Below are 16123 nucleotides of genomic sequence, written 5' to 3' on the forward strand. Positions count from 1 at the left end.
TTGCTCCACCCCCCAGGAGACGGAAGACCGTGAAGACCATCGAAGACCTCGACGTCGCCGGCAAGCGCGTGTTCGTCCGCGCGGACCTGAACGTGCCGCTGTCCGGCGCCACGATCACCGACGACGGCCGGATCCGTGCTGTCGCCCCGACCATCGCCAAGCTCGTCGAGCGCGGCGCGAAGGTCGTCGTCGCCTCCCACCTCGGCCGCCCCAAGGGCGAGCCGGATCCGCAGTTCTCCCTCGCGCCGGTGGCCGTCCGCCTCGGCGAGATCCTCGGCAAGCCGGTCGCGTTCGCGACCGACACCGTGGGCGAGAGCGCGAAGGCCACCGTCGCCGCCCTGGCCGACGGCGAGGTCACGCTGCTCGAGAACCTGCGCTTCAACGCCGGCGAGACCAGCAAGGACGACGCCGAGCGCGGCGCCTTCGCCGACGAGCTGGCGCAGTTGGCCGACCTGTACGTGGGCGACGGCTTCGGTGCGGTGCACCGCAAGCACGCCTCCGTCTACGACCTGCCGGCCCGCCTGCCGAACGCCGTCGGCGACCTCATCGCCACCGAGGTGGGCGTGCTCAAGCGCCTGACCGAGGAGGTCGAGCGCCCGTACGTGGTCGTGCTCGGCGGCTCCAAGGTGTCCGACAAGGTCGGCGTGATCGACAACCTGCTCGGCAAGGCCGACCGCATCCTGATCGGCGGCGGCATGGCGTACACCTTCCTCAAGGCCCTGGGCCACGAGGTCGGCATCTCGCTGCTGCAGGAGGACCAGATCCCGGTCGTCCTGGAGTACCTGGAGCGCGCGAAGGAGAACGGCGTCGAGTTCGTGCTCCCGGTCGACGTCGCGGTCTCCGCGAGCTTCCCCGACACCAAGACCCACAAGCCGGTCGAGGACTACGAGGTCGTGGACGCGGACAAGATCCCCGCGGACAAGGAAGGACTGGACATCGGCCCGAAGACCCGCGAGCTGTTCGCGGCGAAGCTGGCCGACGCCAAGACGGTGTTCTGGAACGGTCCGGTGGGCGTCTTCGAGCACCCGACCTTCGCCGAGGGCACCAAGGCGGTCGCGCAGGCGCTGCTCGACAGCGACGCGTTCACCGTGGTCGGTGGCGGCGACTCCGCCGCGGCCGTCCGCATCCTGGGCTTCGACGAGACGAAGTTCGGGCACATCTCGACCGGCGGTGGCGCCAGCCTTGAGTACCTGGAGGGCAAGACCCTCCCCGGTCTCGCCGCCCTGGAAGGCTGAGGCAATGACTGAGCGTCTCCCGCTGATGGCGGGCAACTGGAAGATGAACCTCAACCACCTTGAGGCCATCCAGCACACCCAGAAGCTGGCCTTCGCGCTGGCCGACAAGGACTACGAGGCCGTCGAGGTCGCCGTCCTGGTGCCGTTCACCGACCTGCGGTCGGTGCAGACCCTGGTCGACGGTGACAAGCTGAAGATCAAGTACGGCTCGCAGGACATCTCGCAGCACGACTCCGGTGCCTACACCGGCGAGATCTCCGGCCCGATGCTGTCCAAGCTGAAGTGCACCTACGCGGTCATCGGTCACTCCGAGCGCCGCCAGTACCACGGCGAGAACGAGGAGATCGTCAACGCCAAGGTCAAGGCCGCCTACCGCAGCGGGGTCACCCCGATCCTCTGCATCGGTGAGCCGCTGGACATCCGCAAGGCCGGCACCCACGTCGAGTACACGCTGGCCCAGCTCGACGGCGCCCTGCGGGACGTCCCGGCCGCGCAGGCCGAGTCCATCGTCGTCGCGTACGAGCCGGTCTGGGCGATCGGCACCGGCGAGGTGGCGACCCCCGAGGACGCCCAGGAGGTCTGCGCCGCGATCCGCAGGCGGATCGCCGAGCTGTACGACGCCGCGCTGGCCGAGAAGGTCCGTGTCCTGTACGGCGGTTCGGTCAAGTCGTCGAGCGCGGCCGGCCTGATGGCCAAGCCCGACATCGACGGCGGCCTGATCGGCGGTGCCTCCCTGGACGCCGAGGAGTTCGTCAAGATCGTGCGGTACCGTGAGCAGGCAGTAGGCTAACGCCGCCGCAGCAACGTAGGCTTTGGGGCCGGACCGCTCAGTGCGGCCCGGCCCCTTCGCCGAAGATACGAGAGAGTTGGTCCCGTCGTGGTTATCGGGTTCTCGATTGCCCTGATCATCTTCAGCCTGCTGATGATCCTCCTGGTGCTGCTGCACAAGGGGAAGGGCGGCGGCCTGTCCGACATGTTCGGTGGCGGCGCGATGTCCACCGGCGGCGGCTCGGCGGTGGCCGAGCGCAACCTGGACCGCATCACGATCATCGTCGGTGTCGCCTGGTTCGCGTGCATCATCGTGCTCAGCCTGGTGCTCAAGTACCAGAGCTGACGTATCTCTGACGCCCCGTCGCCCCGCGGCCTATGCTGGAACGGTCCGGGGCGGAGCCGGTGATGGTGGATCCTTAACTCCTGCTTACACTAGGACGACTTTTCGCCACCGACGCGCACCGCGGCGGGTCGGCGCACCAGCACGCAGGGAGTCAGACCGTGGCAAGTGGCAACGCCATCCGTGGCAGCAGGGTCGGAGCCGGCCCGATGGGGGAGGCGGAGCGCGGCGAGTCCGCCCCGCGCAACCGGATCTCCTTCTGGTGTGCCAACAAGCACGAGACCCGCCCCAGCTTCGCCGCGGAGGCGGTCATCCCGGACACCTGGGACTGCCCGCGCTGCGGTTTCCCGGCCGGCCAGGACGAGCACAACCCGCCGGCCCCCTCGCGCAACGAGCCCTACAAGACCCACCTCGCCTACGTGCGCGAGCGGCGCACCGACGCCGACGGCGAGGCGATCCTCGCCGAGGCGCTGGCCAAGCTGCGTGGCGAGATCTGAGAGCCGACAACACGAAGGGCGCCACCGTTCTCCGACGGTGGCGCCCTTTCGCGTAGTCGGCGGCTAGGCCGAGGCCGGCGGGTAGAGCTGCGGCGGGAGCTGCGCCGCCGCAGCCCGGTCCAGCAGCCAGAGCGTGCGGCTGCGGCCGTACGCGCCGGAGGCGGGCGCCTGGAGCTCGCCCGGGCCGGAGAGGGCCACCGCGACCGCGCCGGCCTTGTCCTCGCCCGCCGCCAGCAGCCAGACCTCGCGGGCCGCCCGGATCGCCGGGAGGGTCAGCGAGACGCGGGTCGGCGGGGGCTTGGGCGCCCCGCGCACGCCGACCACCGTCAGCTCGGTCTCCCGGACGCCCGGGTGCTCGGGGAAGAGCGAGGCGACATGGGTGTCCGGGCCGACGCCGAGCAGCAGCACGTCGAAGGCGGGCACGCCGAGCCGGTCGCCCGGCCCGGCCGCCTTGGCCAGCTCCTCGGCGTAGCGGGCCGCGGCGGCCTCCACGTCCGAGCCGTCCACGCCGTCCGAGGCGGGCATCTCGTGCACCCGCGCCGGGTCGAGCGAGACGGCGTCGAGCAGCTCCGCCCGAGCCTGGACGGCGTTGCGCTCCGGATCGGCGGCGGGCACGAAGCGCTCGTCGCCCCACCAGAGGTCCAGCCGGGCCCAGTCGACCGCGTCCCGGGCCGGGGAGGCGGCGATGGCGGCCAGCAGCGCGTTGCCGTTGCGCCCGCCGGTGAGCACCACCGAGGCGGTGCCGCGGGCGGCCTGGGCGTCCACGATCCGGGTGATCAGCCGGGCCGCGGCCGCCTGGGCCATCAGCTCCTTGTCCCGGTGGACGACCAGTTGCGGGGTCGCCGCCGTCACGAGTCCGCCTTCTTGTCGGCGCGCTTGGCCGGGGCCTTCTTCGCGGTGGCCTTCTTCGGCGCGGTGGCCGGCACCTTGGCGGTCACCCGGGCCGGGTTGGCCACCGCGGCCTCGGAGACCGCCTTCGCGACCTGCTCGGCCGCCACCGTCTCGGCGTTGACCGGCTCACGCAGCCGCTCGACGGGCGTGCGCACGGCCGACGCGTAGATGTCGTCCGGGTCGAGCCGGCGCAGCTCCTCCGCGATCAGCTCGGACGTCTCGCGCCGCTTGAGCGCCACCTGGCGGTCCGGCGAGCCGGGCATGGAGAGCGTGCCCATCAGGCCGTCCGGGCGGTCCAGGGTGATGTCCCCGTCCGTGGTGCGCAGGTGCACCGCGGTGATGCCCGGGCCGCCGGTGACGACCCGCTCGACCGGCACGTGCAGCCGGTTGTGCAGCCAGAGGCCGAGCAGCTCGACGCTGGGGTTGTACGACTCGCCCTCGACCACCGCGGAGGTGATCGTGGACGGCCGCTGGTCCAGCGCGGCGGCCAGCATGGAGCGCCAGCCGGTGATCCTGGTCCAGGCCAGGTCGGTGTCGCCCGGGGTGTAGCTCTGGGCCCGCTGGGCGAGCTGGCCGACCGGGGACTCCGCGGTGACGGCGTCGGTGATCCGGCGCTGGGCGATCGAACCCAGCGGGTCCTGCGCCGGGTGCAGCGGCGCGTTCTCGGGCCACCAGACGACCACCGGGGCGTCCGGGAGCAGCAGCGGCAGGACGACCGACTGGGCGTGCGCGGCGAGCTCGCCGTGCATGCGCAGCACGACCGTCTCGCCGGAGCCGGCGTCGCTCCCGACCAGGATCTCGGCGTCCAGGCGGGTCTCGGCGCGGGCCCGGGGCGAGCGCCCGGCACGCTTGATGACCGCCAGGGTGCGCGAGGGGTGCTCACGGGAGGCGTCGTTCGCGGCCTTGAGGGCGTCGTACGCGCTGCCCTCGTCGGTCACGATCACCAGGGTGAGCACCATGCCGGCGGCGGTGGCGCCACTGCCCCGGCGCGCCTCCATGAGCGCTGCGTTGATCTTGCTGGACGTGGTGTTCGTGAGGTCGATCTTCATGGCCGGCGCCAGCTCCTGCCGTCTCGTGCGAGCATCTCGTCAGCCTCGACCGGGCCCCAGGTGCCGGCCGGGTACTGGGCGGGCTTGCCGTGGGTGTCCCAGTACTTCTCGATCGGGTCGAGGATCTGCCAGGAGAGCTCGACCTCCTGGTGACGCGGGAAGAGGTTGGCGTCGCCGAGCAGCACGTCGAGGATGAGCCGCTCGTACGCCTCCGGGCTGGACTCCGTGAAGGACTCGCCGTAGGCGAAGTCCATCGTGACGTCCCGGACCTCGAAGGAGGTGCCCGGCACCTTGGAGCCGAACCGCACCGTCACGCCCTCGTCCGGCTGGACTCGGATGACCAGGGCGTTCTGCCCCAGCTCCTCGGTCGCGTAGGAGTCGAACGGCAGGTACGGGGCGCGCTGGAAGACCACCGCGATCTCGGTGACCCGGCGGCCGAGCCGCTTGCCGGTGCGCAGGTAGAACGGCACGCCCGCCCAGCGGCGGTTGTTGATCTCCAGCTTGATGGCCGCGTAGGTGTCGGTCTTGGAGTCCGGGTTGATGCCGTCCTCGTCGAGGTAGCCGCCGACCTCCTCGCCGCCCTGCCAGCCGGCCGCGTACTGGCCGCGCACGGTGTGCTTGCCGAGGTCGGCCGGGAGCTTGACGGCGCTGAGCACCTTGAGCTTCTCGGCGACCAGCGCCTTGGGGTGGAAGGACGCCGGCTCCTCGATGGCGGTGAGCGCCATCAGCTGGAGGAGGTGGTTCTGGATGACGTCCCGGGCCGAGCCGATGCCGTCGTAGTAGCCGGCGCGGCCGCCGATGCCGATGTCCTCGGCCATGGTGATCTGCACGTGGTCGACGTACGACCGGTTCCAGATCGGTTCGAACATCTGGTTGGCGAAGCGGAGCGCCAGGATGTTCTGGACGGTCTCCTTGCCCAGGTAGTGGTCGATCCGGAAGACCTCGTCCCGGGGGAAGACCTCGTGGACGATCCGGTTCAGCTCCTGGGCGCTCTCCAGGTCGTGGCCGAAGGGCTTCTCGATGACGGCGCGCCGCCAGGAGCCCTGGGGCGGGTCGGCCAGGCCGTGCTTCTTCAGCTGCTGCACGACGGTCGGGAAGAACTTCGGCGGCACCGAGAGGTAGAAGGCGAAGTTGCCGCCGGTGCCCTGCGCCTTGTCGAGCTCCTCGATGGTCGCGCGGAGCTTGTCGAAGGCGTCGTCGTCGTCGAAGGTGCCGTGGACGAAGCGCATGCCCTTGGCGAGCTGCTGCCACACCTCCTCGCGGAAGGGCGTCCTGGCGTGCTCCTTGACGGCGTCGTGGACTTCCTTCGCGAAGTCCTCGTCCTTCCACTCGCGGCGGGCGAAGCCGACGAGCGAGAAGCCCGGCGGCAGCAGACCGCGGTTGGCCAGGTCGTAGATGGCCGGCATCAGCTTCTTACGGGACAGGTCGCCGGTGACCCCGAAGATGACCAGGCCGGACGGCCCCGCGATGCGCGGGAGCCGCCGGTCTGCCGGGTCACGAAGCGGGTTGACGGGAGCCGGCGGGGTGTCGGCCGCGTCCGAGTCCGACGTCAACTCAGGGAAATCAGTGCTCACTTGATGGGCTCCGCTTTCGTGCGCTGGCTGTGAGCAGGAATCACTTCTCGCCGGCGAAGGAGGCGAGCGAGGCGGTGACGGTGTCGAGCAGCTCGTTCCAGGACTGCTCGAACTTCTCCACGCCCTCGTCCTCCAGCACCTGGACCACGTCGTCGTAGTCCACGCCGGCGGCGGCGATGGCGTCCATCACGGCCTTGGCGTCGGCGTAGTTCGGGACGATGGTGCCGCCGGTGATCACGCCGTGGTCGCCGGTGGCGTCCAGGGTGGCCTCGGGCATGGTGTTGACGGTGCCCGGGGCGACCAGCTCGGTGACGTACAGGGTGTCCGGCAGGGCCGGGTCCTTGACACCGGTGGAGGCCCAGAGCGGACGCTGCGGCTTGGCGCCGGCGGCCTCCAGGGCCTTCCAGCGGTCGCTGCCGGCGGCCTTGCCGTCGACGCTGCCGAAGACCTCCTCGTACGCCTGGTAGGCGAGGCGGGCGTTGGCCAGGGCCGCCTTGGAGCGCAGGTTCTTGGCGTCGCCGCCGACCTTGTCCAGGCGCTTGTCGATCTCGGTGTCCACGCGGGAGACGAAGAACGAGGCGACCGACTCGATCTGGGAGAGGTCCAGGCCCTTGCCCTTGGCGGCCTCCAGGCCGGTCAGGTAGGCGTCGATGACGGCGCGGTAGCGCTCCAGCGAGAAGATCAGCGTGACGTTGACGCTGATGCCCTTGCCGATGACCTCGCTGATCGCGGGCAGGCCGGCCTTGGTGGCGGGGATCTTGATGAAGACGTTCGGGCGGTCGACCAGCCACCACAGCTGCTTGGCCTCGGCGATGGTGGCGGCGGTCTCGTGGGCCAGACGCGGGTCGACCTCGATGGAGACCCGGCCGTCGCGGCCGTTGGAGGCGTCGTAGACCGGGCGCAGCACGTCGGCGGCGTCGCGCACGTCCGAGGTGGTGATCATGCGGACGGCCTCGTCGGTGGTGACCTTGCGGACGGCGAGGTCACGCAGCTGGCCGTCGTACGAGCTGTGCCCGCCGCCGATGGCCTTCTGGAAGATGGTGGGGTTGGTGGTGACACCCACCACGTGCTTGTTCTGCACCAGCTCGGCGAGGTTGCCGGTGTTCAGCCGCTCGCGGCTGAGGTCGTCCAGCCAGATCGCCACGCCTTCGTCGCTGAGGCGCTTCAGTGCGTCAGTCATGGTGCTTCAGTCCTTTTTTCTTCTGTCTTCGTGGGGTCGTCAGAGGGGCCGCGTACTCGCGTGCGGGCGAGTACGCGGCCCAAGGGGCTAGCGGTTGACGGCTTCGAGCGAGCGCAGTGCGTTGTGGGCCTCGGCGACGACCCGCTCGGAGGTCAGGCCGAACTCCTCGAACAGCACCTTGTAGTCGGCGGAGGCGCCGAAGTGCTCCAGGGAGACGATCCGGCCGTGGTCGCCGACCAGCTCGCGCCAGCCCTGGCCGATGCCGGCCTCGACCGAGACGCGGGCCTTGACCGACGGCGGCAGCACGCTGTCGCGGTAGGCCTGGTCCTGCTCCTGGAACCACTCGAAGGACGGGAGCGAGACCACGCGGGTCGCGACGCCCTCGGCCTCCAGGACCTCGCGGGCCTTGACGGCCAGCTGGACCTCGGAGCCGGTGCCGAGCAGGATCAGCTGCGGGTCACCGTTGGACGCCTCGGCCAGGATGTAGCCGCCCTTCGCGGTGCCCTCGGCGGAGCCGAAGACCTCGCGGTCGAAGGTCGGGACGTTCTGGCGGGTGAGCGCCAGGCCGACCGGGCCGGGGTGCGTGGTCTGCCGCTCGATCACGGTGCGCCAGGCGACGGCCGTCTCGTTGGCGTCGGCCGGGCGGACCATGGCCAGGCCCGGGATGGCGCGCAGCGAGGCCAGGTGCTCGACCGGCTGGTGGGTCGGGCCGTCCTCGCCGAGGCCGATCGAGTCGTGCGTCCAGACGTAGGTGACCGGCAGCTTCATCAGCGCGGCCAGGCGGACGGCCGGACGCATGTAGTCGGCGAAGACCAGGAAGGTGCCGCCGAAGACGCGGGTCTTGCCGTGCAGTGCGATGCCGTTCATGGTCGAGCCCATGGCGTGCTCGCGGATGCCGAAGTGGATCGTCCGGCCGTAGGGGCTGGCGGACTTCAGCGGGTTGCCCTCGGGGAGGAAGGAGCTCTCCTCGTCGATGGTGGTGAGGTTGGACTCCGCGAGGTCGGCCGAGCCGCCCCACAGCTCCGGGATCACCGCGCCGATCGCCTTGAGGGTCTCGCCGGAGGCCTTGCGGGTGGCGACGTCCTTGCCGGCCTCGAAGACCGGGACGGTCTTCTTCCAGCCCTCGGGCAGCTCGCCGGCCTCGATGCGGTCGAACTCGGCGGCGCGGTGCGGGTGGGCGGCGCGCCAGGCGTTGAAGGACTGCAGCCACTCGTCGCGGGCGGCCTTGCCGCGCTTGATCACCTGGCGGGCGTGCTCGATCACCTTGTCGCTGACCTCGAAGGTCTTCTCCGGGTCGAAGCCCAGGACCTTCTTGGTGGCGGCGATCTCGGCGGCGCCGAGCGCGGAGCCGTGCGCCTTGGCGGTGTTCTGCGCGTCCGGGGCCGGCCAGGCGATGATGGTGCGCATCGCGATCAGCGACGGGCGGCCGGTCTCGGCCTTGGCGGCGGCCAGCGCGTCGGCCAGGGCGACCACGTCGATGTCGCCGTTGGACTTCGGGGTGACCCGCTGGACGTGCCAGCCGTACGCCTCGTAGCGCTTGAGGACGTCCTCGGAGAAGGCCGTCTCGGTATCGCCCTCGATCGAGATGTGGTTGTCGTCGTACAGGGCGACGAGGTTGCCCAGCTTCTGGTGGCCGGCCAGCGAGGAGGCCTCGGCGGAGATGCCCTCCTCCAGGTCGCCGTCGGAGACGATGGCCCAGATGGTGTGGTCGAACGGCGACCCGCCGGCCGGGGCGTCCGGGTCGAAGAGGCCGCGCTCGAAGCGGGCCGCCATCGCCATGCCCACCGCGTTGGCGATGCCCTGGCCCAGCGGGCCGGTGGTGGTCTCGACGCCCGCGGTGTGGCCGTGCTCGGGGTGGCCGGGGGTACGGCTGCCGGCGACCCGGAAGGCCTTGAGGTCGTCCAGCTCCAGACCGTAACCGGAGAAGTAGAGCTGGGTGTAAAGGGTCAGGCTGGTGTGCCCGGGGGAGAGGACGAAACGGTCGCGGCCCACCCAGGCCGGGTCGGTCGGGTCGTGGCGCAGGAAGCGCTGGAAGATCAGGTACGCCGCCGGGGCCAGCGACATGGCCGTCCCGGGGTGTCCGTTGCCGACCTTCTGGACCGCGTCCATGGCCAGGACGCGGGCCGTGTCGACAGTCCGCTCGTCCAGTTCGGACCACTCGAATGCATTCGTCGGCGTCGTGCTCACCCTGTCTCAGGGCTCCTTCCGTTGTGAAGAGTGACCCCGTGAGGGGGACCGGGTCGGCCACGTCGGTGGGGCCGGACGCTTGGGTGGTGCCGGTCACGGAGGGTAGATCCCGCTTCTCGTGGCGAGCCTACCGTCCGGGCCGAGGCTCACCCTCCGTGCTGAGACAACAGGGAATTCGATATGGCGATTCCCACGAGGGATCGCTGGGCTGTTTTGTCACAGGCTCTCCTGATTTCACGGGCTCTGCCCCTCCGGGGGGCAGGACGGGGGACCGATGCCGCACGGGCCCAGCTTCGTGGGTTCACCCAGGGGTGTGCGTTCCGCCTCGCCGGGGGACCCCGGAGCCGGTGGGGAGATATGGAGCGTCTAAGGTGGCGTGGTACGCGCAGAGCGGACGATTCGGGACCCTTCGTTCCTGTGGCCGCCTGTGAGGATTCATCTTCAGTTGGGGTGTTAGTGACCGCCGTCGAATCCCGTCCCGCCGGGGTCACCGGGGCGACGCCTGCGCACCGGCCGTTCGGGGCCCGTGTCGGCGCATTCGTCGCCCTGACCAAGCCTCGGATCATCGAGCTGCTGCTGATCACCACCGTGCCGGTGATGTTCCTGGCGCAGCGCGGTGTTCCGGATCCGCTGCTGGTGCTGAAGGTGGTCATCGGCGGCTACCTCTCGGCCGGCGGCGCCAACGCCCTGAACATGTACATCGACCGCGACATCGACGCGGTGATGTCGCGCACCGAGCGGCGGCCGATCGTCACCGGCATGGTGTCGCCGCGCGAGGCGCTGGTCTTCGGCATCGCGCTGGCGATCGGCTCGACGATCTGGCTGGGCGCCCTGGTCAACGTGCTGTCCTCGCTGCTGGCGCTCACGGCACTGCTCTTCTACGTGTTCGTCTACACGCTGGGGCTGAAGCGGCGGACCGCGCAGAACATCGTCTGGGGCGGCATCGCCGGCTGCATGCCGGTCTTCGTCGGCTGGGCGGCGGTCACCAAGTCGCTGTCCTGGTCGGCGCTGGTGCTCTTCCTGGTCATCTTCTTCTGGACGCCGCCGCACTACTGGCCGCTGTCGATGAAGGTGCGCGAGGACTACGAGCGGGCCGGCGTGCCGATGCTGCCGGTGATCAAGGGCAACCTGGCGGTCGCCAAGCAGATCGTCATCTACTCCTGGGTCATGGTGGCCGTCTCGCTGGCCCTGTGGCCGCTGGCCGACACCAGCTGGCTCTACCCCGTCTCGGCCGTCGTGCTGGGCGCCGCCTGGCTGAAGGAGGCGCACGGGCTGTACACCCGGGCCAAGGACGGGGTGGTCGGGGCCAAGCTGAAGGAGATGCGGCTGTTCCACTGGTCGATCACCTACCTGACGCTGCTGTTCGTGGTGATCGCGGTGGACCCGTTCGTGAAGTAGAGCTGGTGAGGAAGGGCCCCGGTCTTCGGACCGGGGCCCCTTTCGTTTTCGGCTCTGTCTTCGGCTCCGGCTCTGTCTCCGGCTCCGTTTTCGGCTCCGGCTTCGTCCTCAGCGGGGCGGCAGCTCGGACGGCCCGACGTGGCCCTCCAGCCAGTCCCGGAGCGGCTGGGAGGCCCGCAGGAAGCCGGTGATCCGCTCGTAGGCGGTTCGGGTGCCGAGCCAGGGCGCGGGCGGCCACTCCTGCCAGGCGATCAGGCCCTTGTGGCGGAGCAGCTCGATCCGCGGGTGGTCCTTCGGGTAGCCGCGCGGGGCGGTCTTCAGGCTGTCCCGGCCGACCACCTCCGGGCCGGCCTCGCGGACCCGGGCGGCCACCCGCTCCAGCTCGGCGCCGCTCACGTCCTCGGCGACGGCCGCGCGGTAGCGTTCCAGCTGGTCGGGGGCGAGCTGGTAGAGCCCGTTGCCGCAGGCCAGGCCGTCGGCGGAGAGCTGGACGTAGCCGCCGGCCGTCAGGTGGGCGCCGATGTGCGTCTTGTACGGGGACTTGTCGGCGCTGAACCGGACGTCGCGGTTGGGGCGGAAGATCTTGCCCGGCCCGAACTCGGGTTCCAGCTCGGCGAGCAGCTGCTCCATCGGCTCCCGTACGGCCTGTTCGTACTGGTCCTTGTGGGTCTGCCAGAAGGTCCTGGAGTTGTCGGCCTCCAGGTGCTCGTAGAAGTCGAGGGCCTCAGCCGGCCAGCCTTGGAAGGTCACCCGTCCAGTATGTGGCCCGGTGCACAGTCCGCTCCCGTCGCCAGCTCCGCTACCGATGGGTAGCATGCGGGCATGAGCAGCGCAGAGACCGCCACCCCCGCCGCGCCGGACGCCCGCGTTGAGCGCCGCGCCAAGCGCATCGCCAAGCACCTCTCGAGCTTCGCCCGACAGCACGGCGGCAGCGCCGACGGTGTCGTCCAGTACGTCGGCGCCGTGGCCACCCGGATCGTCGTGGTCGGCGCGGACGGCGCCTGGGGCGACCAGGTCGCCCCGAGCTACGCCGTGGGCCGCCGGGCTGCCGAGCTGGCCGGGGTCACCCTGCACGACGACTTCGAGGGCGAGCTGGGCCTGAAGGTGAAGACCGGCCCGTACGAGTGGAAGCGGATGGCCGGTATCCAGATCGGCGGCTGACGCCGGTCCCGGACATGCGGAAGGGCCCCGGTCCACGGACCGGGGCCCTTCACGTGCGGGTTCAGACGGCGGCGGCCTGCGGCTCGCGGGCCGGCAGCGGTGCGGCGGGTGCGTCCCCGTCGGCGCGGACCCGCAGTGCGAGCGGGATGCGCAGCACGGCGATCCAGGTGAACGTGGCGCCCAGCATGTGCAGGCCGACCAGGATCTCCGGGACGTCCGTGAAGTACTGGATGAAGCCGAGCACGCCCTGGAGCAGCAGCACCACCAGCAGCTCGCGGGCTCGGGCCCGGGCGGCCGGCGGGGCCTTCACCGCGGCGAAGACGAAGAGGACCGCGACCGCCAGGCCGACCGAGACGAACGCCAGGTCGGCGTGGACCTGCGCCAGGCGGTCGTAGTCGATCGGGATCCGCGGCACCAGCTTGTTGTCCTTCGGCGTCCCCGGGTGGTGCCCGGCGCCGGTCACCAGCGTCCCGGCCGCCACCAGCAGGCCGATCGCGGTGACCAGGACGTACGAGAGCTGCACGATCGGACGGGCCACGGCCGGCCGCGGCGGGCCGTCGCCCTCCTTGGACCGCTCCCACATCAGCAGCGCGACCCAGACCAGGCCCATCGCGGCGATCAGGTGCAGCGCGACGGTGTACGGGTTGAGGCCGGTCAGCACGGTGATGCCGCCGAGCACGGCGTTGCTCATCACCAGCCAGAACTGCACCCAGCCCAGGTTGGTGAGGCCACGCCGCCAGGGCCTGGGGGTCCCGCCGGCCGAAGGCTGGGGGCTGCAGCGGGCGGCCAGGATGGCCCAGCCGACCGCGGCGCTCAGCACGTAGGTGAGCATCCGGTTGGTGAACTCGACGATGCCGTGGAAGCCCATCTCGGGCGTCGGCGTCAGGCTCTGGTCGGTACAGCGGGGCCACGTGGTGCAGCCGAGGCCGGAGGCGGTGAGCCGGACGGCGCCGCCGGTGACCACGATGACCACGCTCATCACCAGCGCGGTGAACGCGGCGCGCCTGACCATGGCGGCGGACGGCTGCCAGCGCTCGGCGAGCAGGGAGAAGGGGGTACGCACGGGGTCAATCCTAGGCGGCCTTACAGCCGATCTTGGGGCGGGGCGGGGCGGGGCGGGGCGGGGCGGGGCGGGGCGGGGCGGCCGCGCGCCGCGTGGGCCCCGGAGGGTTGCCGCTCCGGGTGTCCCGTCGGCTGTCGCTCCGGTAAGAGTGTCGGCGCAAACGGGACTGTTGGGGCATGGCGGGCATTGGTCTTGACCAATTGCCCGGCCGGCCGAAAGAGTGCGGATTGGTCCATACCTTTTTGGGACCCCACCCACCCCCGCACCTCCAGCGGAGATCCTGCACATGCGCATACCCACACCCGCCGCCGCGCTCGCGCTCGGCGGATCCCTTGCCCTGGCCGCCCTCCTCGCCCCGGCCGCCCACGCCGCCGAGCCCGGTCAGCAGTGCCAGAGCCTGGGCGTCGCCAACCTCTACGGGGAGTTCATCGAGGGTGACGACACCCACACGCCGGACGCCGAGGGCGCGGTGGCGGTCGGCGGCAACGCCGACTTCACCGGCGGCTTCTCGGTCGGCCAGGAGCTGACTCCCGAGCAGGTGGCGGCGCTGCCCGGGGGCAACGCGCTCGTCGTGGCCGGCAGTGTGACCGGGCACAACACCCAGGTCATGAAGGGCAACGGCGTCTACGGCTCGAAGGCCGCGGGCGCCGTGATCGAGGCACACCAGGGCAAGATCGGCCAGGGCGCGTCCCCGATCGACTTCAAGGCCGAGTTCGCCAAGCTGCGCTCCGCCTCCACCGCGCTCGCCGCCGCGCCGCAGACCGCCGGCGCCACGGTCGAGGCCAAGGGCGCGAACCTCAACCTGAGCGGCGCCGACGCCAAGCTCAACAGCTTCACCGTCGGTGCCGCGACGCTGCAGGGCGCCACCGATGTCTTCCTGAAGGTGCCGGCCGGCTCGGTCACCGTGATCAACGTGACCGGCGACGCGTACGACATGGCCGCCGCGAAGACCACCGGCTTCCACCTGTGGGACGAGGCCAAGCAGGCGTACGTCCTGGACGACAAGGTGCAGAGCGCGGCGGGCGGGGCCGTCCGGGCCAAGCTGCTCTGGAACTTCCCGACCGCCACCAAGGTGGTCAAGAACGGCCAGGCCGCCTGGGCCGGTACCGTGCTGGCGCCGAACGCCGCCTTCGACCTCGGCAGCGGTGGGCCGGTCAACGGTTCGGTCATCGCCAAGTCGCTGACCGGCAAGGGCGGCGCGGAGACGCACCACTACCCGTTCACCGGCTGCCTGCCCGCCGTCGTCCCGCCGCCGACCACCGTGCCGACGGTCCCGCCGGTCCCGACGGTGGTGCCGAGCGGTTCGCCGTCGGCGTCCACCACGCCGGGCATGCCGGGCACGCCGGGCACGCCGGGCGCCTCGGGGACGCCGTCCGCCCCGGCGACCCCGGGCAGCTCCGTCCACCCGTCGATCCCCGCGAGCGGCAAGCCGAGCCAGGGCGCCTCCGCCAGTCCGTCCGCCTCCACCTCGGCGGCCGCGCCGGGCGCCTCGGCCGGTCCGACGGCCACCGCGACCGGTGGTGGCAACCTCGCGCACACCGGCTCCGGCCCGGTCGTCCCGCTGGCGATCGGCGGTGCGGTCGTGATCGCCGCCGGTGGCGCGATCGTGGTGGCCACCCGTCGCCGGGCGGCGAGGAAGGCCTGAACGTTCGTCAGTCGACCGAACCGGCGCCCTCGGTGATTGAACCCGATCACCGGGGGCGCCGTTCTTTATGGCAGTGTGACGAAGTCCATTCAAGTTTGCCGAATCCGCGTCCGCCGAGGTCGCGGGTGTGATGGGCTGGCGATGCACATCCGAGGCCGGACGGACAGACGAAATCCGGTCGTCGGCGGGGTGTGGAGAGGGACGGGAGTGCCGGTAGAGTCCCCCGGACAGTCGTAGCGGGCCACCGTCAAACCACTCAACACGCCTGCTGCACAAGACCTTTCGGAGGACAACGAAATGGCGCGACAGCAGCGGCAGCGCGGTATCAGGAGCGCGGCACTGGCCGGGGCGGCGGCAGCAGGCGTCCTGCTGCCGATGGTCCTGGCCACCAGCGCATCGGCGCACGTGCCCACGTGGCACACGACCTGCGACAAGATCGTGATCGACCTGACCAACTACAGCGACGCGTCGGGCGTGAAGAACGCCGTCAGCCTGACCGTCGACGGCGAGAAGGTGCTCGACCAGAAGCAGTTCGGCAAGGAGTTCCACGGGACGTACCCGGTCAAGGAGCACAGCAAGCCGGTCACCGCGACCTTTGTGGTCACCACCACCGAGGACCCGAAGAACCACGACTGGAACAAGACCGAGACCAAGACGATCGAGCCCTGCCAGACCCCGACTCCGACCCCGACGCCCACCAAGACGGCGACGCCGACTCCCACGCCGACGCCCACCGCCACCAAGACGGCGACGCCGACTCCCATGCCTACCCCGACCTCGACCCCGAGCGGGACGGCCTCGCCCACCGCGACCGCCAGCCCGACGGCGGCGGTCTCCACCCCGCCCAAGACGCCCACCCCGGCGCCGAGCACCGCGACCCCCGGGCCGGTGCTCGCCCAGACCGGTGGTAACGACTCCACCCCGATCATCGCGGCGGCCGGCGGCGCCGTCGTGCTGGTCGGCGGCGCGCTCGTCCTGGTCGCCCGCAAGCGCCGCGGCAGCAGCCAGAGCTGACGCCCGCGACCGGCAACCACGGCGGGGGGGCGGGTGGGTCGGGAGGGGGGGGGAAGGGGGGGGGGGGGGGGGGGGGGGGGGGGGGGGGGGGGGTGGTGGGGGGGGGGGGGGGGGGTTG

Annotated in this window: 15 protein-coding genes; 8 read left to right on the top strand and 7 right to left on the bottom strand. The window is 71.2% G+C overall.

The window, feature by feature from the left end; translation table 11 throughout:
• Positions 1-29 precede the first annotated feature (29 nt).
• The 4 genes from ACZ6NC_RS13750 (at position 30) to ACZ6NC_RS13765 (ending at position 2843) form a co-directional block, all read left to right on the top strand.
• Positions 30-1235: a phosphoglycerate kinase gene (locus ACZ6NC_RS13750; protein WP_465732205.1), complete on the top strand. Its 1206-nt coding sequence runs from the start codon at positions 30-32 to the stop codon at positions 1233-1235.
• 4 nt (positions 1236-1239) lie between these two features.
• Positions 1240-2025 (top strand): triose-phosphate isomerase, encoded by a 786-nt coding sequence (gene tpiA, locus ACZ6NC_RS13755; protein ID WP_465732207.1) that lies wholly within the window; start codon positions 1240-1242, stop codon positions 2023-2025.
• 87 nt (positions 2026-2112) lie between these two features.
• Complete coding sequence (gene secG, locus ACZ6NC_RS13760; protein ID WP_465547500.1) at positions 2113-2349, top strand: preprotein translocase subunit SecG; 237 nt, start codon at positions 2113-2115, stop codon at positions 2347-2349.
• Positions 2350-2555: 206 nt separating this feature from the next.
• A complete protein-coding gene (locus tag ACZ6NC_RS13765) occupies positions 2556-2843 on the top strand; it encodes an RNA polymerase-binding protein RbpA (RefSeq protein WP_030308030.1) in 288 nt (95 codons plus the stop codon).
• Positions 2844-2906: 63 nt separating this feature from the next.
• On the opposite strand, the gene pgl is transcribed toward ACZ6NC_RS13765, so the two are convergent.
• The 5 genes from pgl to tkt all read right to left on the bottom strand — a co-directional run bounded on the left by pgl (position 2907) and on the right by tkt (position 9724).
• Positions 2907-3695, bottom strand: coding sequence for a 6-phosphogluconolactonase (gene pgl, locus ACZ6NC_RS13770; RefSeq protein ID WP_465732209.1), 789 nt, complete (start codon positions 3693-3695; stop codon positions 2907-2909).
• Positions 3692-4783 (bottom strand): glucose-6-phosphate dehydrogenase assembly protein OpcA, encoded by a 1092-nt coding sequence (opcA, locus tag ACZ6NC_RS13775; RefSeq protein ID WP_465732211.1) that lies wholly within the window; start codon positions 4781-4783, stop codon positions 3692-3694. The genes pgl and opcA overlap by 4 nt, the downstream gene beginning before the upstream one ends.
• Entirely contained in the window at positions 4780-6336 is a 1557-nt protein-coding gene (zwf, locus tag ACZ6NC_RS13780) for a glucose-6-phosphate dehydrogenase (RefSeq protein WP_465732495.1), read from the bottom strand. The genes opcA and zwf overlap by 4 nt, the downstream gene beginning before the upstream one ends.
• 61 nt (positions 6337-6397) lie before the next feature.
• On the bottom strand, positions 6398-7537 hold the full coding sequence (gene tal / locus ACZ6NC_RS13785) for a transaldolase (protein ID WP_465732213.1): 1140 nt from the start codon (positions 7535-7537) through the stop codon (positions 6398-6400).
• An 87-nt stretch (positions 7538-7624) separates the two neighbouring features.
• Positions 7625-9724 (bottom strand): transketolase, encoded by a 2100-nt coding sequence (gene tkt / locus ACZ6NC_RS13790; protein ID WP_465732215.1) that lies wholly within the window; start codon positions 9722-9724, stop codon positions 7625-7627.
• 456 nt (positions 9725-10180) lie between these two features.
• Between tkt and ACZ6NC_RS13795 the strand changes: the two genes are divergently transcribed.
• Positions 10181-11122: a heme o synthase gene (locus tag ACZ6NC_RS13795; protein ID WP_465732217.1), complete on the top strand. Its 942-nt coding sequence runs from the start codon at positions 10181-10183 to the stop codon at positions 11120-11122.
• A gap of 108 nt (positions 11123-11230) precedes the next feature.
• Here the strand turns inward: ACZ6NC_RS13795 and ACZ6NC_RS13800 are convergent, their stop codons facing one another.
• Positions 11231-11872 (bottom strand): DUF2461 domain-containing protein, encoded by a 642-nt coding sequence (locus ACZ6NC_RS13800; protein WP_465732219.1) that lies wholly within the window; start codon positions 11870-11872, stop codon positions 11231-11233.
• Positions 11873-11944: 72 nt separating this feature from the next.
• Here ACZ6NC_RS13800 and ACZ6NC_RS13805 point away from each other — a divergent pair, with 72 nt between their 5' ends.
• On the top strand, positions 11945-12283 hold the full coding sequence (locus tag ACZ6NC_RS13805; RefSeq protein WP_465732220.1) for a hypothetical protein: 339 nt from the start codon (positions 11945-11947) through the stop codon (positions 12281-12283).
• 61 nt (positions 12284-12344) lie between these two features.
• Here ACZ6NC_RS13805 and ACZ6NC_RS13810 read toward each other — a convergent pair whose 3' ends face one another.
• Complete coding sequence (locus ACZ6NC_RS13810) at positions 12345-13346, bottom strand: COX15/CtaA family protein (RefSeq protein WP_465732223.1); 1002 nt, start codon at positions 13344-13346, stop codon at positions 12345-12347.
• Between the two features lie 286 nt (positions 13347-13632).
• On the opposite strand from ACZ6NC_RS13810, the gene ACZ6NC_RS13815 reads away from it, so the two are divergent.
• Together ACZ6NC_RS13815 and ACZ6NC_RS13820 are read left to right on the top strand one after the other, a co-directional pair.
• Positions 13633-14991: a choice-of-anchor A family protein gene (locus ACZ6NC_RS13815; protein ID WP_465732225.1), complete on the top strand. Its 1359-nt coding sequence runs from the start codon at positions 13633-13635 to the stop codon at positions 14989-14991.
• Between the two features lie 297 nt (positions 14992-15288).
• Complete coding sequence (locus ACZ6NC_RS13820; RefSeq protein ID WP_465732227.1) at positions 15289-16005, top strand: LAETG motif-containing sortase-dependent surface protein; 717 nt, start codon at positions 15289-15291, stop codon at positions 16003-16005.
• Positions 16006-16123 lie beyond the last annotated feature (118 nt).

Source organism: Kitasatospora sp. NPDC041988 (assembly GCF_055588525.1).